This window comes from Lyngbya aestuarii BL J, from assembly GCF_000478195.2.
Taxonomy (GTDB): domain Bacteria; phylum Cyanobacteriota; class Cyanobacteriia; order Cyanobacteriales; family Microcoleaceae; genus Capilliphycus; species Capilliphycus aestuarii.
Window position 1 is genome coordinate 1 of record NZ_AUZM01000056.1, and the last position, 21,427, is coordinate 21,427.

23 protein-coding genes are annotated in these 21,427 nt (G+C 39.7%); 14 read left to right on the plus strand and 9 right to left on the minus strand.

What is annotated here, in order from left to right; genetic code table 11:
- Nucleotides 1-528: 528 nt before the first annotated feature.
- From M595_RS20120 to M595_RS20140, 5 genes are all read left to right on the plus strand, one after another.
- A complete protein-coding gene (locus tag M595_RS20120; RefSeq protein ID WP_023068300.1) occupies nucleotides 529-1,794 on the plus strand; it encodes an NAD(P)/FAD-dependent oxidoreductase in 1,266 nt (421 codons plus the stop codon).
- 54 nt (nucleotides 1,795-1,848) lie between these two features.
- Complete coding sequence (locus M595_RS20125; protein ID WP_023068293.1) at nucleotides 1,849-2,352, plus strand: hypothetical protein; 504 nt, start codon at nucleotides 1,849-1,851, stop codon at nucleotides 2,350-2,352.
- A 9-nt stretch (nucleotides 2,353-2,361) separates the two neighbouring features.
- The gene (locus tag M595_RS20130) at nucleotides 2,362-3,552 is read left to right on the plus strand and encodes an HTTM domain-containing protein (protein WP_023068308.1); all 1,191 of its coding nucleotides are present in this window, start codon (nucleotides 2,362-2,364) and stop codon (nucleotides 3,550-3,552) included.
- A gap of 720 nt (nucleotides 3,553-4,272) precedes the next feature.
- Nucleotides 4,273-5,241, plus strand: coding sequence for a protochlorophyllide reductase (locus M595_RS20135; protein ID WP_023068279.1), 969 nt, complete (start codon nucleotides 4,273-4,275; stop codon nucleotides 5,239-5,241).
- A gap of 278 nt (nucleotides 5,242-5,519) precedes the next feature.
- Complete coding sequence (locus tag M595_RS20140) at nucleotides 5,520-6,296, plus strand: cysteine hydrolase family protein (RefSeq protein WP_023068288.1); 777 nt, start codon at nucleotides 5,520-5,522, stop codon at nucleotides 6,294-6,296.
- Between the two features lie 73 nt (nucleotides 6,297-6,369).
- Here the strand turns inward: M595_RS20140 and M595_RS20145 are convergent, their stop codons facing one another.
- The 4 genes from M595_RS20145 to M595_RS31245 form a co-directional block, all read right to left on the minus strand.
- Nucleotides 6,370-7,242 carry a hypothetical protein gene (locus tag M595_RS20145; RefSeq protein WP_023068278.1) on the minus strand — a complete coding sequence of 291 codons (873 nt, stop codon included), beginning with the start codon at nucleotides 7,240-7,242 and terminating at the stop codon, nucleotides 6,370-6,372.
- A gap of 248 nt (nucleotides 7,243-7,490) precedes the next feature.
- Nucleotides 7,491-7,709: a hypothetical protein gene (locus tag M595_RS31605; RefSeq protein WP_023068284.1), complete on the minus strand. Its 219-nt coding sequence runs from the start codon at nucleotides 7,707-7,709 to the stop codon at nucleotides 7,491-7,493.
- Nucleotides 7,710-7,912: 203 nt separating this feature from the next.
- Nucleotides 7,913-8,722 (minus strand): glucose 1-dehydrogenase, encoded by an 810-nt coding sequence (locus M595_RS20155; protein ID WP_023068310.1) that lies wholly within the window; start codon nucleotides 8,720-8,722, stop codon nucleotides 7,913-7,915.
- 114 nt (nucleotides 8,723-8,836) lie between these two features.
- Nucleotides 8,837-9,085, minus strand: coding sequence for a hypothetical protein (locus tag M595_RS31245; RefSeq protein ID WP_023068274.1), 249 nt, complete (start codon nucleotides 9,083-9,085; stop codon nucleotides 8,837-8,839).
- Between M595_RS31245 and M595_RS31250 the strand changes: the two genes are divergently transcribed.
- The 3 genes from M595_RS31250 to M595_RS20175 all read left to right on the plus strand — a co-directional run bounded on the left by M595_RS31250 (nucleotide 9,084) and on the right by M595_RS20175 (nucleotide 10,781).
- On the plus strand, nucleotides 9,084-9,260 hold the full coding sequence (locus M595_RS31250; protein ID WP_023068295.1) for a hypothetical protein: 177 nt from the start codon (nucleotides 9,084-9,086) through the stop codon (nucleotides 9,258-9,260). The genes M595_RS31245 and M595_RS31250 overlap by 2 nt on opposite strands.
- 237 nt (nucleotides 9,261-9,497) lie before the next feature.
- A complete protein-coding gene (locus tag M595_RS20165) occupies nucleotides 9,498-9,680 on the plus strand; it encodes a CsbD family protein (protein ID WP_023068287.1) in 183 nt (60 codons plus the stop codon).
- Between the two features lie 624 nt (nucleotides 9,681-10,304).
- Entirely contained in the window at nucleotides 10,305-10,781 is a 477-nt protein-coding gene (locus tag M595_RS20175) for a response regulator (protein ID WP_023068285.1), read from the plus strand.
- Here M595_RS20175 and M595_RS20180 read toward each other — a convergent pair.
- The 3 genes from M595_RS20180 to M595_RS20190 form a co-directional block, all read right to left on the minus strand.
- Nucleotides 10,717-11,109, minus strand: a complete 393-nt coding sequence (locus M595_RS20180) for a Na-translocating system protein MpsC family protein (RefSeq protein WP_052001820.1) — start codon at nucleotides 11,107-11,109, stop codon at nucleotides 10,717-10,719. The two genes, M595_RS20175 and M595_RS20180, sit on opposite strands and share 65 nt — an antisense overlap.
- A gap of 137 nt (nucleotides 11,110-11,246) precedes the next feature.
- Nucleotides 11,247-11,648: a Na-translocating system protein MpsC family protein gene (locus M595_RS20185; RefSeq protein WP_023068268.1), complete on the minus strand. Its 402-nt coding sequence runs from the start codon at nucleotides 11,646-11,648 to the stop codon at nucleotides 11,247-11,249.
- Nucleotides 11,649-11,899: 251 nt separating this feature from the next.
- Nucleotides 11,900-12,652 (minus strand): response regulator transcription factor, encoded by a 753-nt coding sequence (locus M595_RS20190; RefSeq protein ID WP_023068276.1) that lies wholly within the window; start codon nucleotides 12,650-12,652, stop codon nucleotides 11,900-11,902.
- Nucleotides 12,653-12,808: 156 nt separating this feature from the next.
- On the opposite strand from M595_RS20190, the gene M595_RS30240 reads away from it, so the two are divergent.
- The 6 genes from M595_RS30240 (at nucleotide 12,809) to M595_RS20225 (ending at nucleotide 20,216) form a co-directional block, all read left to right on the plus strand.
- Nucleotides 12,809-15,652: a PAS domain S-box protein gene (locus M595_RS30240; RefSeq protein WP_023068282.1), complete on the plus strand. Its 2,844-nt coding sequence runs from the start codon at nucleotides 12,809-12,811 to the stop codon at nucleotides 15,650-15,652.
- A 254-nt stretch (nucleotides 15,653-15,906) separates the two neighbouring features.
- The gene (locus M595_RS20200) at nucleotides 15,907-16,338 is read left to right on the plus strand and encodes a response regulator (RefSeq protein ID WP_023068298.1); all 432 of its coding nucleotides are present in this window, start codon (nucleotides 15,907-15,909) and stop codon (nucleotides 16,336-16,338) included.
- A 236-nt stretch (nucleotides 16,339-16,574) separates the two neighbouring features.
- Nucleotides 16,575-17,783, plus strand: coding sequence for an ATP-binding response regulator (locus M595_RS20210; protein WP_023068294.1), 1,209 nt, complete (start codon nucleotides 16,575-16,577; stop codon nucleotides 17,781-17,783).
- Nucleotides 17,784-17,839: 56 nt separating this feature from the next.
- Nucleotides 17,840-18,958, plus strand: coding sequence for a hybrid sensor histidine kinase/response regulator (locus tag M595_RS20215; RefSeq protein ID WP_023068307.1), 1,119 nt, complete (start codon nucleotides 17,840-17,842; stop codon nucleotides 18,956-18,958).
- A gap of 251 nt (nucleotides 18,959-19,209) precedes the next feature.
- Complete coding sequence (locus M595_RS20220) at nucleotides 19,210-19,584, plus strand: hypothetical protein (RefSeq protein ID WP_023068277.1); 375 nt, start codon at nucleotides 19,210-19,212, stop codon at nucleotides 19,582-19,584.
- Nucleotides 19,585-19,988: 404 nt separating this feature from the next.
- On the plus strand, nucleotides 19,989-20,216 hold the full coding sequence (locus M595_RS20225; RefSeq protein ID WP_023068297.1) for a ferredoxin-thioredoxin reductase variable chain: 228 nt from the start codon (nucleotides 19,989-19,991) through the stop codon (nucleotides 20,214-20,216).
- A 97-nt stretch (nucleotides 20,217-20,313) separates the two neighbouring features.
- On the opposite strand, the gene M595_RS20230 is transcribed toward M595_RS20225, so the two are convergent.
- Together M595_RS20230 and M595_RS20235 are read right to left on the minus strand one after the other, a co-directional pair.
- A complete protein-coding gene (locus M595_RS20230; RefSeq protein ID WP_023068296.1) occupies nucleotides 20,314-20,547 on the minus strand; it encodes a hypothetical protein in 234 nt (77 codons plus the stop codon).
- A gap of 81 nt (nucleotides 20,548-20,628) precedes the next feature.
- Entirely contained in the window at nucleotides 20,629-21,420 is a 792-nt protein-coding gene (locus M595_RS20235) for a YdcF family protein (protein WP_023068291.1), read from the minus strand.
- Nucleotides 21,421-21,427 lie beyond the last annotated feature (7 nt).

The window sequence follows — 21,427 nt, forward strand, 5'->3', positions numbered from 1 at the left end:
TCCGTTGCGGGGGTTCCCCCCGTTGTAGGAACTTCGTAAGAGAGTGACTGCCGAACCCGGAGGGTCTTGGGGTCACGCCTGCGTGGAGCAACTTTGCAATCTTAGGCAAAAGTTCGATTATCAAAGGTTTTCAGCCTTTACAAATGTCCTAACCTTAGTGAGTAGCACTATATCTCTCTCAGAAAACTTAACCAAACATAAATCTCAAATCCCGGTGTCTCCGTCAATTGTTGCCAATGCGATGTATTTATACCAATCTGAGCTAGATTCCCAAAGCAATCAAGATAGATTTTACAAAAGTTTTACATAAATCTCTGGATAACTTTACATAAACACCTGTTATTAACTCCTGTCAACAATATAAATTAAATTGTATTGTTTCATCCGGTTAATTCAAGTTTTAAAATCAATCTCTGAAAAAAACTCAGATCAGTTATCATTGTCGCTTGGATAGCGTCCATCTCGCTAATTCTTCATAACTTTTTTCCCGGTTATGACCCGTATCCTCTCCTCATAGGAAACATATATATGCTGCAAGTTGTCAAATCTGGGTACAGAACTTCAAGCCGAATTTGTATTCTCGGTGGTGGCTTTGCTGGATTATATACAGCTTTGTACTTAGATCGTCTATCTTGGTCTAAAGGGAAAAAGCCGGAAATTGTTCTAATTGATCAAAAAGATCGCTTTCTATTTACTCCATTTCTCTATGAATTAATCACCGGAGAACTCCAAACCTGGGAAGTAGCTCCCTCCTTTCAAAAGTTATTGATGGATACAGATATTCAATTTCATCAAGGAACTGTAAAAGGGATTGATTTACAAGAACATCAAATTCTATTGCAAGATGGCGATCCTTTATTGTACGATTATTTAGTTCTAGCAGTTGGCAGACGAAGCTATTCTGATACTGTTTCAGGTATCTCAACTAATGCTTATGCTTTCCGAACCCTAGAAGATGCAATGCGCTTACAGGAAAAACTGCATATTCTTGAAAATTCTATTCAGTCTAAAATTAGAGTTGGAATTATTGGAGGGGGTGCAAATGCAGTCGAATTAGCAGGTAAATTAGTAGATCGTTTGGGAGAACGAGGCGAGATTTCCTTGATTGTTCGAGGGGAAAAAATTCTGAAAAACTTTTCAACCTCTTGCCAAAAAGTCGCGTATAAATCGCTGATTTCTCGTGGTGTTCAAGTCAAGTTTAACACAAAAGTGAATGCGTTAGATGAGGATTCTTTGACTCTGATGCAAGGCAATCAAATCTATACTACTCCTATCGATTTAGTGATTGGAACGATGGGAACTCAAGCTAGAGAATGGCTGCATTTTCTTGAGTGTAAACATAATAGTCGAGGACAACTCCTGACTCAACCTACATTACAACTGCTTGATTATCCCGAAGTCTTTGCTTTAGGTGATTTAGCAGATATACGCAATCGCCGAGACGAACAAGTTCCGACAACGGCTCAAGCTGCATTTCAGCAAGGAAATTGTGCGGCTAAAAATCTCAAATTAGCAATTAATAAACAGCCATTGCGAGCGTTCCATTATTTACATTTGGGACAGATGTTAACGTTAGGAATTCACGAAGCAACTGTCTCTAGTTTTGGAATTGAGTTAAAAGGATTTCTCGCTTTTATCGGTCGAAAATGTGTTTATATTCTGCTAAGAATGCCTACAAGCTCCCATCGTTATGAAGTCGTTTGTTATCGTATAAAACGATTAACGATAAAAACTTTTCAGCAATTAGTTCAAGGTTTTTATCGCTTTAGAAAAGCGATTTCATTCTTTTTTTAGTTAAACTTTGACTCAACTTTTTTTCAGAAAAACCAGTATTGATCTCAGAAAAAAATGAAAATAACACCTTCAACTACTCTCGAAAATCATGCAAAACAGCTTCTATCTCCGTTTATTCTGTTCTGTTTGATTTTGCAAGCTGCGACTGCGGTAAGATTGTTATGCTTAGGAAGTATCTTTTCATTTTTGCCTGCGGCAGTTAATGTCGGTTGTGATCCAGCACTTTATCCTTTTATATCCTATGCAATGTATAGCCGTGCTAAGTATGAAGGACAAACCGCTAGAAAGCGGAGCTTTATGGCAAAGTTAACCGATGGAACAGAAGTGAGTGTCGATCACAAATCTCTAGGAATGACAGATTACAATTTCAAAAAATATACAGCTAAGTTAGGAAAAGATGAGCAGACTTTATCCGAGCTACTTCAACTGTATGAAGCTCTAAATGGAAATAAAATCCAGGAACTTTTTATTCATGTAGAGACTTATAAAATCACGAAGGATGGCATTGTTAAAACAAATTTTGAAAGCGTCGAAATAATTTCATCTAATAAAAAATAGAGGTAAAAAATGAGAATACAACAATATCAAGAATCAATCTTAGCCACCTGGAATGTTTACTGGTTTAGTCCGGCTCCTCTGTTTAATTTAGCGATTTGTCGGATTGTTGCTGTCATCTTTCAACTGCACCATATTCTACAACCCTACTATCTCAATAATATCTTAGATAGAGCATCATTGCCTGATGCAGTTTATACTCCCTTACCGTTTGTTCAGTTACTAACATTCCCCTTCGGATCGAGTGAACCTCCACCGGATCTTTTTCTATCTCTGATGTATTGGATTACTCTAGGAGCAGGGATTTTTGCTTTCTTAGGTTTCAAAACAAACTTAAGTTTAATCTCTTTCTCACTCGGTTGTCTTTGGATACAAGAGTATATCTATTCTTTTGGGAAACATCATCATCCTGAAGCCTTTATGATGATCGCTTTAGTTATCCTTGCGCTGAGTCCATCAGGTCGAGTTTTATCTCTTGATGACATCGGAAAACGAATTAGATTGAACCTCAAAAATAGAAAATTTACAACCTTCAATATTGTCGATGAAAACAGCACCTTTGCCCGATGGCCGTTACTACTAATTCAGTGGATGTTTGCATTAATTTATTTGAGCGCAGGACTCGCTAAACTAGCTGATGGGGGATTAGATTGGTTTAACGGGTATACATTACAATTTTATTTGCTATCAGATGGTTTGCGGTGGGGAAGTGATTTAGGGGTGTGGTTAGCACATAGTCATACAATGGCAGTGCTATCCTCTTTGATGGCAGTTTGGTTTGAACTGACCTTCTTTTTGGTGCTGATTTTTCCCAAGCTAATCTGGATTTATATTCCTTTAGGAGCGTCTTTTCATATCGGTATTTATTTAGCCCAGAAAGCACCTTTTTTCCAGTTCGTTGTTCTTTATGCCGTATTTATTCCCTGGGATGCTCTTGTTAAGCAATTTACCTCTCGTCCCTGGTCTACTGCTAGCCAGAAACCCGAAATTCTCTATGATGGTCAGTGTCCTTTGTGTATTCGTTCGATGACTATTTTGTGTTATTTTGACTGGTTTAATCGTCTAATTTACAGTGATTTAGAAAAACGTTGGCAAACTCTCGCGGAAACTCATCCTCAAATTTCATTGCAAGCTTGTTTAGAGGAAATGCACTTAATTTTACCGAATGGAGCGGTAAGAAAAGGATTTTTTGCCTTTCGATAAATTTTGCGATATATTCCAATATTGTCGCCGTTACGACTGGTTCTCTATCTTCCCGGTTCATCGACTTTTGGCCCCAAAATCTACACATTTGTCGCCTCTCGAAGACAACGTTTTAGTCAATGTAGTTTTGAAACTTGTTCGATAGATTCTCAGAAGAAATAAGCTAATTCTGATCATGGGTGTCACTGTTAGACAACTCGGCACAATGACACCTAAACTCAAAAAATTAAGAATTATTACAAACTCTAGACTAGATTTCAATCAACCTGTATTTAACAGTGAAATAGACAAAAAAATAAGGACTGAGTAGATAACCCAGTCCCTTCAAACTACCCTCAAGTCTTTCTTGTCGATAAGGAACAAACAAACGCATTCATTCCTCCAAATTGTCACACGTAGCAACTCAGTTACACGACTATCTTTAGATAGACTTTGCCATTTTGCTCTCTCTGTCGCAAGTAAGACAAAAGTGAATCCTCTTTTCGAGTCACCCATTATTTCCAATACTGCACACCTGAAAGCGTCAACGCTGTAACAGAAGGAGAAACAGTTTGTAATAGTTCTTCACTGTTGCTGTTTTCCAATAGCAGACAAGCTTTCTAAACCCTTCGCCTCAACATCAAAAGTGATCGGTGACTGAGAATGAGACAATATAATCTCGTAATTTAGTAGGATTAGATCCTGACAAAAATCAACAGCAATCTACTCAGTCTCAAGACTATGGAACAACATCAGAAGTCAACGGTCGTGATTACCGGAGCCTCCTCTGGAGTGGGTTTACAAGCCGCAAAAGCTTTGGCTAAAAAAGGCTGGTATGTGGTGATGGCTTGTCGGAATTTGGAGAAGACGGAAAAAGCGGCTCAAGCTGTAGGAATCCCTGCTGGCACCTATACTATCATCCCTCTTGATTTAGCCTCCCTAGAGAGTGTTCATCAGTTTGTGAAGACATTTCGCGAAAGCGGTAAGTCTCTTGATGCTTTAGTTTGTAATGCTGCGGTTTATCTTCCCCTAGAGAAGGAACCCCAACGCAGTGCAGATGGATATGAATTGAGTGTGGCAACCAACCACCTCGGACATTTTCTGCTGTGTAACCTGATGTTAGAGGATTTGAAGCATTCGGCGACTTCTGAACCTCGACTGATTATTCTCGGAACTGTTACCGCCAACCCCAAAGAATTAGGCGGAAAAATCCCCATCCCTGCACCTCCCGATTTAGGAAATATGCAAGGACTGGAAGCTGGTTTTAAAGCACCAATTGCCATGATTGATGGCAAAAAGTTCAAATCGGGTAAAGCCTACAAAGACAGCAAACTTTGTAATGTTTTAACCATGCGGGAGTTGCATCGTCGCTATCACGAATCAACGGGAATTGTGTTTAGTTCTCTGTATCCCGGTTGTGTCGCAACAACAGCTTTGTTTAGAAATCATTATCCTCTGTTTCAAAAGATTTTCCCTTGGTTCCAAAAAAATATTACAGGTGGATATGTCTCGGAAGAACTCGCAGGGGAACGAGTGGCAATGGTTGTGGCTGACCCCGAATATAATACATCTGGTGTGTATTGGAGTTGGGGAAATCGACAAAAAGAAGGTCGTAAATCTTTTATGCAAGAAGTTTCTAATGAGGCCCTCGATGATCAGAAAGCCGAGAAGTTGTGGGAACTGAGCGCTAAATTAGTCAAACTGACATAATTTCTGTACACGAAGTTGAGTTAAAAGTGCTTATAGCGTTCGCATTTTTTTCTCTGTTTTATAGTTTGATTATGTTTAATATCGGGTTTTGAATAACACCAATTTCTGCTGAAGTTTGAGTGGCTTAGGTTTAATCACTTGAGCCTTTTTTTGTCTTCCAATTTCCCCGAGTTACAACTGTCTGAAAGATTGTAGATTTTGATGGATGAACCCATGAGAGATTAAAACAAGGCAATAATCCCCTAAAATAGAGTGCAAACCTCGATAAACTCAGAGAAATGAATTCCCCCTCTCTCCGAACATTAGGTGTTCCTCCCAACGCTTGGGGTGTCAATGATGCGATCGCCGATTTGACTCGTCCTGGGGTTGAACCTCAACCGATCACCCTCGCCACTGAAACCAAAACCCTACGACTAGATCTGGCCAAAACTGCTATTTTAGTTATTGATATGCAGAATGATTTCTGTCATCCTGACGGTTGGTTAGCCCATATTGGAGTCGATGTAACCCCCGCCCGTCAGCCGATTGAACCCTTACAAAACCTTCTCCCTGTGTTGCGATCAGCAAATATTCCGGTGATTTGGGTGAACTGGGGAAATCGGCCTGATTTACTCAATCTAAGTCCTGCCACACTTCATGTTTATAATCCTACAGGCGAAGGAGTCGGTTTAGGTGATCCATTACCGAAGAATAATTCACCTGTTTTAGAAGCGGGAAGTTGGGCGGCTTCAGTCGTTGATGAACTCGAACACAAACCCCAAGATATTCAGGTGGATAAATACCGCATGAGTGGATTTTGGGATACACCGCTTGATAGTATTTTACGGAATTTAGGCAAAACGACATTACTTTTTGCCGGGGTAAATGCTGATCAATGTGTGATGGCGACGTTGCAAGATGCTAACTTTTTGGGCTATGACTGTATTTTAGTTAAAGATTGTACGGCAACAACTTCACCGGAATATTGTTGGCAAGCAACGCTTTATAATGTTAAACAATGTTTTGGTTTTGTGTGCGACTCAGAAGGGATTTCACAAGCAATTGCCCAACTTTAAACCCAGTCATTTTAAAGCAGGTTAGATCAGTTTAGATCCAACCCTACTCTGTGATCATTATTATTTATTTCAATTATTGCTTTTTACCGCAGAGTTTCGGGAATAAACCCACGAACAATAAAGCGACTAACGCAGACGGTTCAGGAACTTCTTGGGCGATTTCGGGTTCGGCGTAGATCAAGTCATCTGTTGCCACTAAGTCTATCCCATTCTCAGGATCATCAGCTAACCCAGATGTAATATTATTCGTATCAAGATCAACATCAAAAATAGTATTGTTTCCTAAAATCAACTCAACCTCAGTCACAACAGGTTCATCAAACAAAACCCCTAAAAAAGACGGTTGACCACTTCCGCCCGGTTCCACAAAATATTGACCTAAACTCACTGAACCGTTAAAAAATTCAATACTACTGGTTTCAGGAAGTTCAACATCAAGAAAAATCGCCCCAAAACCTCGCGTTGCAGCAGGTGTTGTTGTTCCAGCTAGCGTAAAACTTTGATCAATTTCGTTGTCGTCTTCGCCAAAATGAACGAAAATATTATCAGGACTAAAAGCCGGAAACTGACCCGTAACCCCAGAATTAACACTTTCTAAACCATCGCCACTGACAATATAAACATCATCATATAAGGCACCGCGAGAGAGAAAACGATCTTCAGGAATACCAACAACCTGATTAGGGACTATCACCTGAGTATTACCGCCAAAATCAGTTCCATCTAATAATACACCATCCCAATTTACCGTGCGAAATCCTCCATTTTGCGGCCCAATAGCAGTCGTATTATCTAACCCCCCAATAGCGGTTTTCATCGCTTCAAAAGCAGTGGCGGCATCTTCACCGACACCACTAAATCGAGTCGCGGCTTCGGCTTTTTGACAGAAGATAGATAAAGCAAAAGTCCCGATTAATGAGATGTACCAAGGTTTTAAAGTAGTCATAAAATAATCTCCTAACTCTACTAACAAAATCTTGAGTTGTTGAGATGAAGCCTACAGTTGTATATCTTAGCTTATAAAGTCCTGTATATTAAGTGACATTCTATAAATTTTACATGACCTACCCTTATGTAAAGCAAATTCAGGTCAATATAAAGGGTCGGTAAAAGAAGTCCTTTTTTAATGACAATACTCAAAAAATTGATTAAGCTGAAAAGATCTATTCAGACCAATAATCAAGAGAACTTCCCTTAAACCCTAAAACCGGGAATGCGGTTGTTAGAATGATTCCAAAAATTAACGTGATTTTCAATAGTTCTTTCAACTATTAACGTTTCAGGAATATGAACCTTTCTTTCAAAAATAAACTCACCGTAGTCAGCTAAGTCATCTAGACCCATAAAATTGAGTAAAATTTCAGCCATTATCCAAATTAAAATTTTGAACACAGGCTGATTGAAAAATTCCATGTTGAATCATATCCTTAGTGACTTGAGATTTAGGCATGATTAATCACCTATAATTGATAATATTAAGTTTAAACAAGTTTAAGATTATTATCCTCTTTCGTGCGATATATTTCTTCAGGAAAATAAAAATAAACCAGATTTTTAGTAAAAACCTGGCAATTAAACAACAAATTTTGTATTAAATTAATGAATAACAAACTAACTTATTCTCCGGCTGACCAAGCTTTCATAAAGTCTGGATAAAGCGTTAGCCCACCATCAGCATACAGAGTTTGACCTGTAATATAAGCCGCATCATCAGAAGCCAAAAAAGCTGTAATTGCAGCCATTTCTTCAGACGTTCCTACTCGTCCCATCGGAATATGCTGTTCAACTTCTTTTCTTTTGTCCTCATCTTCTGTCCAAGAATTAATCGGCGTTGCTGTGGCACCCGGTGCGATAGAATTAACTCGAATTCCATGTCTTGCATATTCTAAAGCCAAAGTTTTAGTAAGATTTCCCATTCCTCCTTTACTCATTGAATAACTGACATATTCCGGTCGAGGAATGATTTCATGAACACTAGAAACATTGAGGATAACACCTCCATTATTTTGTTTTAAAAACTGTTTTATGGCTTCGCGAGAACACAAGAAAGCCCCTCGCAAATTCACCGAAATCACTTGATCAAAATTCTCTGTTTTAACTTGATCAGAAGGTTCAGCGATTTGCATTCCGGCATTATTAATTAAAATATCTAAGCTGCCTAATTTTTCGACAACTTCCTCACACATCCTGATAATATCTTGCTCATTAGAAACATCTCCCTCAACCAGAACATCTTGACCGCCACAACCGCGAATTTGATTGCAAACTTGCTCAATCATTTCCTCTGTATCTTCTGCTTTTTCAGGATTTCCTCGGTAGTTAATCGCGACATTTGCTCCTTCTTGGGCAAAGCGAACTGCAATGGCTTGTCCAATTCCAGAAGTTGCTCCAGTAATTAATACATTTTTTCCTTTCAACCCTTTCATTATAGTTTTTTACTCCTAATATTTCAAAATTTTTATTCAACTAAAAACCCAGGAATAAACCTGGGAAATTAAATCAAGTCATGAGTTCAGTCTCAAACCTGTTTCGGATTAGTTTTACTGTCCGAAGAAATCTTTAACCGCATCAACGACATTATCAGATGCTCTTTCTAAATCAGAACCAGCTTCACTGCTTTGACGTTGAATATCACCCACATTTTCCTGTGCTTTTCCTTGAGCTTGTTTGAGTGAACCTTCAGCTTGGGCTTGAGCTTCTTTCATATTTTGTTCTGCTGTTCCCATTCCCTGGCGCGCCATTCCTTCAACTTTATTGGTTGTCCCTTCTCCGAGGACATCATCGACCATGGAAGAATTTGCAGCTAAGATGGAAGAACTACTGTTTAAATTGACGGCGTTAACAGGTAAAAATGAAGCGGTCATTAAACCTGAGCAAAATACAGCCAATGAGACAAATACACCAAATTTTGAAAGTAATTTACGAGCAAATCTCATAATTGAATCTCCTTTGTTGATTGAGTAACAGTTTCAGTATTAATCGTTGATTTTTTGACTCAACGTTTCACTTTCAACAATAAACGAGTTTAGGATAAATTGACCTCACTCTTTAGAAAGAACTAAACTGGATCGATTTGGACATTTTTAAGAGATTTTATTGATTTTAATCTATCTTTAGGTAGATCGATTATCCGCGGTTATTTTGATAGAGTTTAGATAGATAAAATGCTAAAAAACTAGCTAAAATTAGGGAGTTTTAACAATGAGTTTAGAAGATCGTGCCAAAGCAACGGCTAAAAATCTAGAAGGGAAAGCTCAAGAAGCGATGGGAGAGTTTACCGGAGATCCCAAGGACAAAGCAGAAGGACAAGCCAAGCAAACTGAGGCGGAAGTTGAACAAACAGTAGAAAATCTTAAAGATGAAATCAAAAAAGCAATTGATTAATTGATTAATTAATTAACTTAAAAAAGAGAAAGGATCTAATTTAGATTAGATCTTTTTTTATATTCTTAAAACTGATCGAACATTGATTGAATTCAGATGAAGTCCGTCTAATTAGTGATCGCCAGAGCGCTTTGGAATTTTTTAATCGCATTTTTCACATGGCGATCGCTATTTCTCTGGGTACATTTATTGTACACCTGGTTTTCAGAACAGTATCAGAAAATACAGAAAAGACTTCTCTATTCAAAATGTTAATTCAAAATTATCAAAGTCTTTGGGTTTATACTTTTAAAAATCTGATAAGTATAGATACTTATTCAGTCTGATGATTTCTGTCCGGTAGATCCGATTGATTCAGCTTATACCGATAAATTTACGAGTTTGTGTCTAATTTTTTTAAGCTTCCTAACCGTTTGTATCCAATCGTAAAATAATGTTTAAAAAAATTTTAAATATAGTGTATAATACAACAAGTTTGCACTAGCTTATGCAACCCTCTCCTGAGCCTTGCGCTGGCAGTCGGAAGTTGACCTAGAGCAAACCTCGCGAACCAGTCCGAGAACAGTGCCTTTTAGCCACTTGGGGGTATGCTTCGTATTCCCTTGCAAATGGACGATACTGAGTATGACTACAAAATCTCTAACGAGTTTAGCTCACCAGTCGGTTAAAAGGAAGCCCTATGTTTTAGCAGTCGATGATAACCAAGATAATCTGATTTTAATTGGTTGTGTTTTAGAAAATCTGGGGTATTCTTATTTAAGCGCAGGTAGTTCTCAAGAAGCTTTGTCTCTTTTGCAGCATTATCAACCTCAACTGATCTTACTCGATATTGTTTTACCTGATATTGATGGTTTACAGCTTCTCCGTCAAATTAGAGGTGATCAACGAATTCACCAAACCACAACGGTTGCGGTCACGGGGTTAGCCCTGGGACAAGATAGACAACGTTTGTTAGCAGCAGGTTTTGATGATTATCTCAGTAAACCTTATCTACTCAGCGATTTAGAAGCTTTAGTTTGTCGTCATCTAACCCAATCTAATTGTAGTTCGAGTCATCTGAGATGTTTAAATAAGATCTGTGACACTGAAATTCAAAAATAACAATAGCACCAGTTCGACCGCTCTCAATCCCGGTATCAAACAGAAAGTCAATAACCGTTACATTGAGAGTTTGTTCAACTAAATCTTGAATTTGATCTTGAATCATTTGATCAAATACGGATCGAACTTGGCTCACTAAACGGAGATTATTATTTTGGTTCAACAGGTTTTCTGGGGGAGTAATCACTCCCTCTAAAACAAGAATCAGAACTTGATCAAAAATACGGCAACTAATTTGGCTAAGATCCTGCTCTAATTGTTGAAGGTAGATCTGTTTAATTTGTTCACAAATTAGTTCTTCAGCATTGGCTAAATTGGTTTGTTTCATAACAGAGTTTATCCAGTCAATTGCTGGATCTAGAAAATTGATTAGAATCTAGTCATGACTTAAAATCAAAGGTTGAAAGGATCGCTTAGAAAATCTTAAACTGTAATCATCAATTCCATCCAAAAGAACTCAGAACCCTAACTTCCATTGTTTGCTTTCTGCTTAGGAACCGCTTCAGGATTACGAACTTGAGGAGATTGGGCTAATACGACAATAATACCTAGACGACCTGTTTCCAGCTTCGCTTCACTCAAAATGTCAATCACCTCAACCCTTAAAATCTCTTGGATCAACGCTTTAAGCTTAGGTTGAGTAGCATCTTTGAGTCCCGCTCGGACTTCTTCAGCTAAATCTTCCTGTCCGACTTCTGCTAACCGTTTTTCAGCAGGTGTAATCGAATTTTCGACGATAACGGCTAATTTACAGTCAAAAAGTTGACAAGTCACCTTGCTGGGTTGATGTCCTAGCTCTTGACGATATAAAGCTTGAATCCGTTGAGAAAGATGGCGTTCCAGTTGTCCCCGAGTCGGATAATTCATCAGTTTCCTCCAAAACATTTAGACTACCGCTCATAAGTCAAGCTAGCTGAACTTCTGAGTTATTAAACAGTAGTGTAAACTTAATAGCGATATAACGATCACAATTGAGACAGAACTAATATTAGCTTAAAGTGAGACGGAGATACTGACATGATTCTTGGGATGGATTTATACTCTCCCCAAATCTCTCTCCCGGTTGTGTCTTGGGGGAATTTGGGAGATGGGGAGATCTTGCCTGCCTTCTATTTCTTTTAACTGACTAACCCGGAACGTAAAGCCCGAACCGCAGCTTGAGTCCGATCTTCGACACACAACTTATTCAAAATACTGCGAACGTGAGTTTTCACCGTTCCGACAGTAACGTAGAGTTTTTCAGAAATTTCAGCGTTGCTACATCCACCGACAATCAACTCTAACACCTCCAATTCTCTCTCCGTCAACGGATAAGTATCGAGAAGCTGTTGAACATCAGATTGAGCCGAATCAATCTTAACCATCTGTTTAGCATCTTCGCTCCCGGTGGTGATCGGATCAACCGCAGTTGCAGAACTCTCAGACTCTGAGGTTCGGGCTTGTTTGAGAACAATGCGAGCAATATTAGGATCGATCCAAGCATTACCCTCATAGGTAGATCGAACCGCCTGTACCAGTGTATCTAAACTCGCATCTTTCAAACTATAGGAGTCAGCACCAGCCGCAAAAGCCGCCAGAACAGAATTTTCCTCCTCGTGCATGGTCAAAATCAGAACCTTACTGCGATCGCCCGGTTCCAGATTCGCCTGAATTTTTCGCAACTGTTGCGTCAACTCAATACCATCAATATCCGGTAAACCAATATCAATAATACCCACATCTGGCTGCATCGTTCGCAACATTTCTAAGCCTTTGCGACCATTTTCAGCATCACCAACGACTTCGATATCATCAACCTGCTTGAGAGCCGCTACCAAACCGACACGACTCAAGTTATGATCTTCAACAAGAACAACACGAATTTTACTCATTCTAAAATTGCCTATAGGATAGAGGAAATATTAGCGATTTCAATATATCCTCATAAGATTAACCTAAAAAACCTCACTTAGTCTATCTGTCAATAGTCTTATCAAAAACTGACCGAAAGATAGATTGACAATTTATGCTGGAGAAGACCAATATATATGCTAACAGAAAGTTTACTCGCTACAACAGCGTTCATGCCTCATGGCAGTTGCTATCTCTGGAAACCAGGATTAGTAGGGTTGCATTTGGTCAGTAACGCCATTATTGCACTGTCTTACTTTTCTATTCCGATCGGGTTGGTATACCTTGTTCGCAAGCGAGAAGATATTCCGTTTAACTGGATAATTCTGTTGTTTGCTGGCTTTATCATCTCTTGCGGTTGCGGTCATCTGTTTGATATTTGGACACTGTGGCATCCAAATTATTGGATCTCGGGCTTGATTCGAGCCTTCACTGCAATAGTGTCTCTGATGAGTGCGATCGCCTTGACAATGTTAATGCCTGCAATTTTAACGTTTCCGAGTCCTAAACAGATGGAACAGTCAATGCGCTTACTCCAACAAGAAATTGAAGAACGTAAGCAAATTGAGATTGAGCTAAAAAAAAGCGAAGAACGTTGGCAACTCGCCTTAAAAGGTACCGGAGACGGGATTTTTGATTGGGATATTTCCACCGGGGAATTATTCATGTCTGCTCAGTTGAAAGCCGATCTGGGTTACAGCGATCAACAATTAGAAAATCACTTTGAAGCGTGGCGTTCTCGTATCCACCCCGACGATCTCGATCGCGTCTTAGCGACTGTACAAAAGCATCTTGATGGAAAAACCAAAAAATATGCAGAAGAATACCGTCTTCGTTGTGCAGATGGCAGCTACAAGTGGATTTTAGCCCGAGGCCTTGCTCAAAGAGACCAACAGGGTAAACCGATTCGGATGGTCGGTTCTCAACAAGATATTAGCGATCGCAAACGTGCAGAAGCCGCTCTCACCGAAAGCGAAGCCCGTTATCGGTTACTGGCAGAAAATGCCAAAGACATGATTTCGACCCATACCTGCCAAGGAGTATTTCTCTACGTCTCCCCCGCGAGTCGCCATCTCCTCGGCTATGAACCGGATCAACTTCTCGGACGCTCTCTCTACGAATTCTTTCATCCGACTGATGTAGCCGCTTGGCAAAGAACTTATACCGTTGTCGGTGAGTTACCCGATGAGTACACCACAACTTATCGGGTTCGTCGTCGTGATGGTAATTATGTCTGGTTTGAAACCACCAGTCGCGCCATTTCTTCAACTTCATCGACGGCAGAACCGATTATTTTATGTATTTCCCGAGATATTACCCTGCGTAAACAAGCTGAAGAAGAAATTGCTCGTTTTAACGATGAACTCGAACAGCGAGTCCAAGAACGAACCGCAGAGCTAGAAGTGCTAAACGAACTCAAAGACGAGTTACTAGAACGAGAACGGTTTGCCCGCACCCAAGCCGAAGCCGCCCAAGCCAAAATTAAAATCTATGAAGATATTGTCAAGAATCTCCCCATCGGTATGACGGTATGGCATCTCGAAGATCTTGACGATCTTCACAGTTTTTGTTTAGTGAGTTCTAATCCCGCAGCATCGGAGTTATTGGGAGTTCAACTCAACTCGGAAATGGGTAAAAAAATGGTCGAGTGTTTCCCCAAAATACCCGAAACCAACATTTCTTTGTTGCAAGCTTACGCCCAGGTGATTCGTTATCAACAGCCCTGTGCATTTAGTGAAGTCCGCTATGGAGATCGGGGAGTTAATGAGGGTTTATTTGCAATTAAAGCTTTTCCCTTACCCAATCAACGCTTAGGGGTCGCTTTTGAAGATATTACAACCCGGAAACGCATCGAAAAAGCCTTATCTGAGAGTGAACGGTTGTATCGATCTGTTCTCAATAGTGTCCAAGAAGTGATCTTTCAAACCGACATTGAAGGTCGTTTGGTTTTCTTGAGTCCGGCTTGGACGTTCATCACCGAATATTCTATTTCTGAAAGTCTAGATTCTCCATTACAGAACTACATTTACGCTGAAGAAGATCAACAATATTGTACTGAACAATTTCGGCGACTGATAGAGACTGAGCAAGATAATTTTATCTTTGAATTTCGCTCACTCAAAAAAAATGGGGATTTTTGTTGGTTAGAGATCGATGCTCAACTCAACTGCAATACAGACAACAAAGTGATCGGAGTTTGGGGAACGATTAATGATGTCACCAAACGCAAACAAACAGAAGCGGTTCTGCAAGCACGAGCCGATGAACTGCTTCAACTCAATGGGATTTTGTTAGCAACAACCGGACAGCTTGAAAAGCGCAATCAAGAACTCGATCAATTTGCTTACGTTGCTTCTCACGACTTAAAAGCACCTCTAAGAGCCATTGCTAACTTGTCAGAATGGATCGAAGAAGATCTCGAAGACAAACTTGATGATGAGACTCGTCATCAGATGAGTTTATTGCGGGGGCGGGTGCATCGGATGGAAAACCTGATTAATGGTCTTTTACAATATTCTCGGGTCGGGCGAATTCAAGTTAAACGAGAATCGGTTCAACTCAGAGAACTTCTCGAAGAAATCATTGACTCACTCGATCCCCCGTCAACGTTCACCATTGAAATTGAGGGAGAAATGCCCACTTTAAAAACTCAGCGTTTATCCTTACAACAAGTGTTCAGCAACTTGATCAGTAATGCTATTAAACATCATCATCGCAGTGATGGAACGGTTAAAGTTTCTAGCCAAGATCGAGGGAAATTTTATGAGTTTTCAGTAACAGATGATGGCCCGGGAATTGCGCCTCAATATCGAGACAAAGTATTTACGATTTTTCAAACCCTAAAAGCTCGTGATGAGGCTGAAAATACCGGGATTGGTTTGTCAATTGTCAAGAAAGTTATTGAAGCTCAAGGCGGAACCATTGAACTCGAATCTCAAGTGGGTGAAGGAGCAACATTCCGTTTAAACTGGCCAAAATAGCTCAAAAATGTTAACCTGCGATTGCGATCTAGCTTTAATCTCTTAGCGATAAAATATATTATGGACGTCTTCTCGTTTAATGTTCTCTAACTTTAGACAGAGAAGTTAAAAATGATAAATTATTCCTAGAGATGAGGTTTATAGTTAAAGCTTTGTTTATAATCTCGATTAGGTAGATGTATGCAAAGTTAGTTTAAGATGAGCAGATCGCAGGATGAAGCCATCATAAGCTAGCAGTGAGGAAAAACTTAATTATGGAGGAAAAAGTTATTAATATTCTGCTGGTTGAAGACGATGAAGTTGATGTAATGAATGTCAAACGGGCATTTAAAAAAAGTAACATTTCTAATCCGCTTTTTGTCGCCGGGAATGGATTAGAAGCCTTAGAAATGCTCCGATCTTCTAATGGAAAACTTCCCCAGGTTCCAGACAATCGCCGACTGATATTACTAGACTTGAATATGCCGAAAATGGGAGGTTTAGAATTTTTAAGTGAGTTACGTTCTGATCCTGAACTGAAAGCAACACCTGTAATTGTGTTAACAACTTCTGATGAGGATCGAGATTTGGTAGAAGCTTATAACTTGAATATTGCAGGTTATATTCTCAAGCCTGTAACGTTTTCAAAATTTGCCTCAGTGATTAGTACCTTAAATCAATACTGGACTCTGTGCGAATTTCCCTAGTGAGTCACTCTCCAATTGATAGTGATCAGTTTAATCTCTCAAAAATCTAGACTCCGAGCAATGAATTTTAGAGAAAAAACGATTAAAATAGTAAAACAAGCTCTAGAACAACAATTTATTAAAATTATCTCTCAATGGGCTAGAGAAAATATTAACTTTTTGAATGAGATAATCGGGATAGTTATTTTATTGAATCCAATATCCCTGACCCCAATAACTTTTGTAGACGGAAGGAGATGGAAGAACTATTAAGTATTCTGATTGTTGATGATGATGAAGTCGATCGAATGGCTGTTCAGCGATCGCTTCGGAAAGTTGGTGTCAAACTAAAAGTAACCGAAGCAGAAGATTGTAAAAGCGCGATCACTCTCCTCAAAAAGAATACATTTGATTGTGTTTTTCTAGATTTTCGTCTACCGGATCGAGATGGTCTTGACCTCGTGAAACAAGTTCGTTCTCTCAATATTAAAGTACCTTTGATTGTATTGACTGGTCAAGGAGATGAACAAATTGCCGTTGATTTAATGAAAGCTGGTGCATCCGATTATCTCTCCAAATCTTGGGTTTCGCCGGAAAGATTATGGCAAGTTCTCCGAAATGCAGTTCGGGTTCATCAAGCGGAAATGGAAGCAGAACTCGCCAATAAACGCCTTTGGGAAAGTAATGAACTCTTACGACGCAAAAATCGCGAACTTGAACGACAACGCAAACAAATCGAACGCCAAAATCGTAAACTCGCTGAAGCTTCTCGCCTCAAATCTCAATTTCTCGCTACAATGTCTCACGAACTTCGCACTCCGATGAATGCGATTATGGGTTTTTCTCAACTCTTATTGCGGCAGTATCCCGATCCGCTTGCGCCTCAACAACTGGATATGGTACAACGCATCTTTAATAATGCTCAACATCTACTGACGATGCTGAATGAAGTGTTAGATTTTTCCAAAATAGAAGCCGGTCATTTTCAGCTAGAACCCACAGAATTTAATCTCGCTCAATTTGTCGAATTAACCACCCAAGAACTGCGATCGCTAGCCGTCGAGAAACAGTTAACTTTAGATGTGAATATCAATCTCGAAGAACCGATGATTATCAATGATCAAAATTCGATTCGACAAATTTTAGTCAATCTAATTTCTAATGCGATTAAATTCACAGACTCAGGAGGGGTTTGGATTAATGTTCAAGAACAAGCGAATGATCAATTGATGATTGCAGTTAAAGATACTGGAGTTGGGATCGCCCCCGATCATTTACAAGAAATTTTTGAGGCTTTTCGACAAATCAATCAAACGAATACTCGGAAACATTATGGTACAGGTTTAGGATTAGCAATTGTAGATTCTTTGGTCAAATTGATGCACGGTAAAGTCACCGTCGATAGTCAGTTGGGCGGTGGATCTATTTTTCAGGTTGAATTTCCGCGCTATTTGAAATACAATTAGAGAGTTATAAAATTAACAATTTTTTTTGATAATACCCTTTATTTTATCCCCTAAATATGTCTAGTCTCGCCGGATCAAAAACTAACTATATTCTAGCAGTCGATGACCTGCCCGATAACCTTTTTCTGCTGAAATTAGCCCTAGAACAAGAAGGACACAATGTTGTCTTAGTTGAAGACGGAAAAACCGCTTTAGAAAAGATCGAAGCCTCACCTCCCAATTTAGTGCTGCTGGATGTTATGATGCCTGAAATGGATGGCTATGAGGTGACAAAGCGAATTCGGAGTAATCCTAAATATCCTTATATTCCGATTCTACTGATTACCGCCCATGAACAATCTAGCGTCGTTGAAGGTTTAGATGCTGGGGCGGATGATTTTATTCGTAAACCCGTTCAAATTGATGAACTCCAAGCCCGAGTGCGATCGCTATTACGCCTCAAACAAAGTATTGATCAACGGGAAAACTTTGTTCGCTGTTTGACTCACGATCTAAGAACTCCTTTAGTTGCAGCAGATCGGGTATTAAATCTCATGCAGCAAGGAGTATTTGGAGAAATTAATTCCTCTATGGGTGAGGCAATTACTAGCATGATTGGTAGTAATAAAAACCTGCTTGATATGTTAAATACACTTCTGGCTGTTTACGCCTATGATATTGGACGAAAAACACTCAGTTTTATTCCATTTGATTTACACGCTCTCCTGAAAGAAATTATCGCTGAATTAATGCCTTTAGTCGAGGATAAAAGTCTTAAAGTTAACTTAAATACACCGACTCAAGCGACCACAAAAGAACTGGTAGGAGATCGTCTAGAACTGCGTCGAGTCTTGACAAATTTAATTGCCAATGCAATTAAGTTTACCGATGAAGGAATGGTCGAGGTTAATGTAAGCTTAATTCAGAAATCTAATTCTAATACCGCTTCAAATTGGATTAAAATAGAAATCAAAGACACGGGAATTGGTATCTCTTTAGAAGACCAAGCGACTTTATTTGAAGCTTTCCATCAAGGCAATCATAAGCGATCAGGAAGTGGTTTAGGCTTGCACCTCTGTCGCCAAATTGTCCAAGCTCATGAAGGGACAATTACGGTTGAATCTCAATTGAATCAAGGAACAGTGTTTACCGTTTGTTTACCTTCTAATAACAAGAAAAAGGAATCGGATCGGTGATGAAGACTCCGGCAACATAGGCGTTTTAATGGCTTATTAACATAGAGACAAGAATACTTTGTAAGGTAAGTTACAGTTGTTGAGAGAGAGGGAATGTTAGTCTAAAAATGGAGCAATTTAAAAGATCATTTTATCTTTAGAATCTCCAAATATCTTTAGATTTATAGAGTTGTTAGGGTACAAGGCTTGCGACCTGTATAGGTGTTAGGCTCAGGCGCAAATTGCTTTAGAATTACGAAAGGTAAACCACCATGAAGATTGCTCAAGGGATTTTCTGGGGTGTGGTGATGGGGGTCAACTTTTTCTCTCTTATACCGAGAGGAATCGCAGAAGAAGTTCAGCGACTTGATGCCTATCAGCAGCCCTCCGTGTCCGCATCAGATTTAGAGGGGAAAGGCTTAGATATGGGCATAAAACCCTCTAGTGCTAGTTTTCCCCAGGGGGGGCCATCACTCGATAAACCGTTTGCATACGAACCCGAATACTTGAATCAAGCGGTACCGACAGCGGAAGTTATGATTGATTCCAACTCACAAAATCAACAGGGGATAACTCTACCCTTAACTCCCAGCTTCAATTCCCAAGGGGTTGGAGTTCGAGGAATACCAATTCCCATCGGAAATTAAAGCAGGTGTTGCCGGGATTGAATATCAACTCAATCCCCCTTCAGCCTCAAAGGGTTCCGAATACTGGCAGGGCCGCTTCGTTCTAGCCCTAAAACTTGATTTGTGGAGGGGGGTGGACTCACCATCACCCTTTCACCCCATCAACCCCGGCAATTTTTAACTTAGAATGAAACAGCCCTGCCCAATACTGGGGCTAAAGTGGCTTCAGTTTAATCCTAGCGTCACAACAGAAGACGCGATCGCATCTTCTTCTGTCAATCTCCAATCTTCATCACAGTAAATCCTTAAACGGGTGAGTTTTGAGGCAATTTCTGTGTCAATATAGAAAAACTGCCTGATTTAGTGCAGGTGATCAACCCCTGTGCAGTTCAGGTTGTTTGAGAGGAAATACTAGGTTAGAGTCTATGAAAGTTGGCGATCGCGTTCGCGTCAAAACATCAATTATTGTCTATATACATCCTGAACATCGCAATCAGCCATTTGACATTAAGGGCTTAGAGGGAGAAATTGCCTCTATCATTGAAGATTGGAATGGTAGGCCAATCAGTCCCAATCTCCCGATTCAGGTCAAATTTGGCGATAAATTTAAAGTTCATTTGAAATCGGAGGAACTCGAAGTGATTTCAGAATAGACACCAATCAACAGGTGAAAGGGAAAACAACCGACTCAGAAACCGGGGGACATTAAACTAACACAAATCGCCAAGCGTGGATCACTATCCCGCGTCTCTAGTTCGTCCCTCGTCCCCGCAAAAACCAACTAAAGAGATTAATATCACCTCGCATTTTTTGGAGTTCTTGTTGATGGCGTTCTGCGGTTTCAGCGTACCATTGACAATGTTGTTCAAAGTCCTCGCGATATTGAACCTCTTGATAAAATTCGTGAGTAACTTGATAAGCTTGTAAAATCTCAATTTCTGATTGTTGAATATCTGTAAAACCTTGCTCCCACTGAAAGTCCATTACAGATCAAACCTCTCCTGCTAATTTCTTACTTAATTTAACATATTTAATCTCAATTCCTCCGTTTGCCAAAGTTCCTGACTACAACCATCCTCGTAACCGATAAACGACCATTCCGATATATTCTTTTAAGGCTTGGGTAAATTGTTGTAAAGATTGAGTATCGGGTATCAGGTTTAAAATCGTTCCTTGTATCGTTGTAGAAGGCTGAATATCCTGCTGAGAAACTAAAAAATCAGTCGGTGCCGGAATCACCTCAATACCTTGACGCTGAAAAACTAAAAGCGATCGGGGCATATGCAGGGCAGATGTGACCAATAATACCTTTCCTGTTAAATTATTTTCTGCTAAAATTTGACGAACATTAACTGCATTTTGATAGGTATTCAATGAATCTGGATCTTGCAAAATAGCTGACTCCCGAACCCCCATTTCTACAGCAATTTCTTTCATATCGGCTGACTCTGGAGGTTCTTTTCCATCCCATTGAATGCGACCTCCACTTAAAATTAACCAAGGGGCTTTATCCTGTTTATATAGTAACGCTCCATACAAAATGCGATCGCCCGCTTCACCCACATCTACCCAAGGACGAGGCGGAGTTGGGGCTTTAGTTCCTCCACCCAAGACCACAATTGCTGTTGCTTTTGGCAGTTCACCGTTGGGGATATTTTGCCATTCTAGACTTCGCACTAAACCTTGAGAAACCCCACTATTACTACTGGTCAGCAGAACTAATAATCCTAAAGCGATCGCACCTGCGGCCCAACGAGGCTGTTTCCAGAGTAAGATCAAAGCGGCAATCATCAGCAAAGAAGTCAATCCTAAAGGATAAATAAATAAAGGCAGAAGTTTCGATAAAAATAAAAACATTGTATTT

Excerpts from the sequence above, each read along its gene's own strand:
- M595_RS20120 (WP_023068300.1), top strand. The coding sequence starts at position 529 with ATGCTGCAAGTTGTCAAATCTGGGTACAGAACTTCAAGCCGAATTTGT.
- M595_RS20125 (WP_023068293.1), top strand. The coding sequence starts at position 1,849 with ATGAAAATAACACCTTCAACTACTCTCGAAAATCATGCAAAACAGCTT.
- M595_RS20130 (WP_023068308.1), top strand. The coding sequence starts at position 2,362 with ATGAGAATACAACAATATCAAGAATCAATCTTAGCCACCTGGAATGTT.
- M595_RS20135 (WP_023068279.1), top strand. The coding sequence starts at position 4,273 with ATGGAACAACATCAGAAGTCAACGGTCGTGATTACCGGAGCCTCCTCT.
- M595_RS20140 (WP_023068288.1), top strand. The coding sequence starts at position 5,520 with ATGAATTCCCCCTCTCTCCGAACATTAGGTGTTCCTCCCAACGCTTGG.
- M595_RS20145 (WP_023068278.1), bottom strand. The coding sequence starts at position 7,242 with ATGACTACTTTAAAACCTTGGTACATCTCATTAATCGGGACTTTTGCT.
- M595_RS31605 (WP_023068284.1), bottom strand. The coding sequence starts at position 7,709 with ATGGAATTTTTCAATCAGCCTGTGTTCAAAATTTTAATTTGGATAATG.
- M595_RS20155 (WP_023068310.1), bottom strand. The coding sequence starts at position 8,722 with ATGAAAGGGTTGAAAGGAAAAAATGTATTAATTACTGGAGCAACTTCT.
- M595_RS31250 (WP_023068295.1), top strand. The coding sequence starts at position 9,084 with ATGGAAGAATTTGCAGCTAAGATGGAAGAACTACTGTTTAAATTGACG.
- M595_RS31245 (WP_023068274.1), bottom strand. The coding sequence starts at position 9,085 with ATGGTCGATGATGTCCTCGGAGAAGGGACAACCAATAAAGTTGAAGGA.
- M595_RS20165 (WP_023068287.1), top strand. The coding sequence starts at position 9,498 with ATGAGTTTAGAAGATCGTGCCAAAGCAACGGCTAAAAATCTAGAAGGG.
- M595_RS20175 (WP_023068285.1), top strand. The coding sequence starts at position 10,305 with ATGACTACAAAATCTCTAACGAGTTTAGCTCACCAGTCGGTTAAAAGG.
- M595_RS20180 (WP_052001820.1), bottom strand. The coding sequence starts at position 11,109 with ATGAAACAAACCAATTTAGCCAATGCTGAAGAACTAATTTGTGAACAA.
- M595_RS20185 (WP_023068268.1), bottom strand. The coding sequence starts at position 11,648 with ATGAATTATCCGACTCGGGGACAACTGGAACGCCATCTTTCTCAACGG.
- M595_RS20190 (WP_023068276.1), bottom strand. The coding sequence starts at position 12,652 with ATGAGTAAAATTCGTGTTGTTCTTGTTGAAGATCATAACTTGAGTCGT.
- M595_RS30240 (WP_023068282.1), top strand. The coding sequence starts at position 12,809 with ATGCTAACAGAAAGTTTACTCGCTACAACAGCGTTCATGCCTCATGGC.
- M595_RS20200 (WP_023068298.1), top strand. The coding sequence starts at position 15,907 with ATGGAGGAAAAAGTTATTAATATTCTGCTGGTTGAAGACGATGAAGTT.
- M595_RS20210 (WP_023068294.1), top strand. The coding sequence starts at position 16,575 with ATGGAAGAACTATTAAGTATTCTGATTGTTGATGATGATGAAGTCGAT.
- M595_RS20215 (WP_023068307.1), top strand. The coding sequence starts at position 17,840 with ATGTCTAGTCTCGCCGGATCAAAAACTAACTATATTCTAGCAGTCGAT.
- M595_RS20220 (WP_023068277.1), top strand. The coding sequence starts at position 19,210 with ATGAAGATTGCTCAAGGGATTTTCTGGGGTGTGGTGATGGGGGTCAAC.
- M595_RS20225 (WP_023068297.1), top strand. The coding sequence starts at position 19,989 with ATGAAAGTTGGCGATCGCGTTCGCGTCAAAACATCAATTATTGTCTAT.
- M595_RS20230 (WP_023068296.1), bottom strand. The coding sequence starts at position 20,547 with ATGGACTTTCAGTGGGAGCAAGGTTTTACAGATATTCAACAATCAGAA.
- M595_RS20235 (WP_023068291.1), bottom strand. The coding sequence starts at position 21,420 with ATGTTTTTATTTTTATCGAAACTTCTGCCTTTATTTATTTATCCTTTA.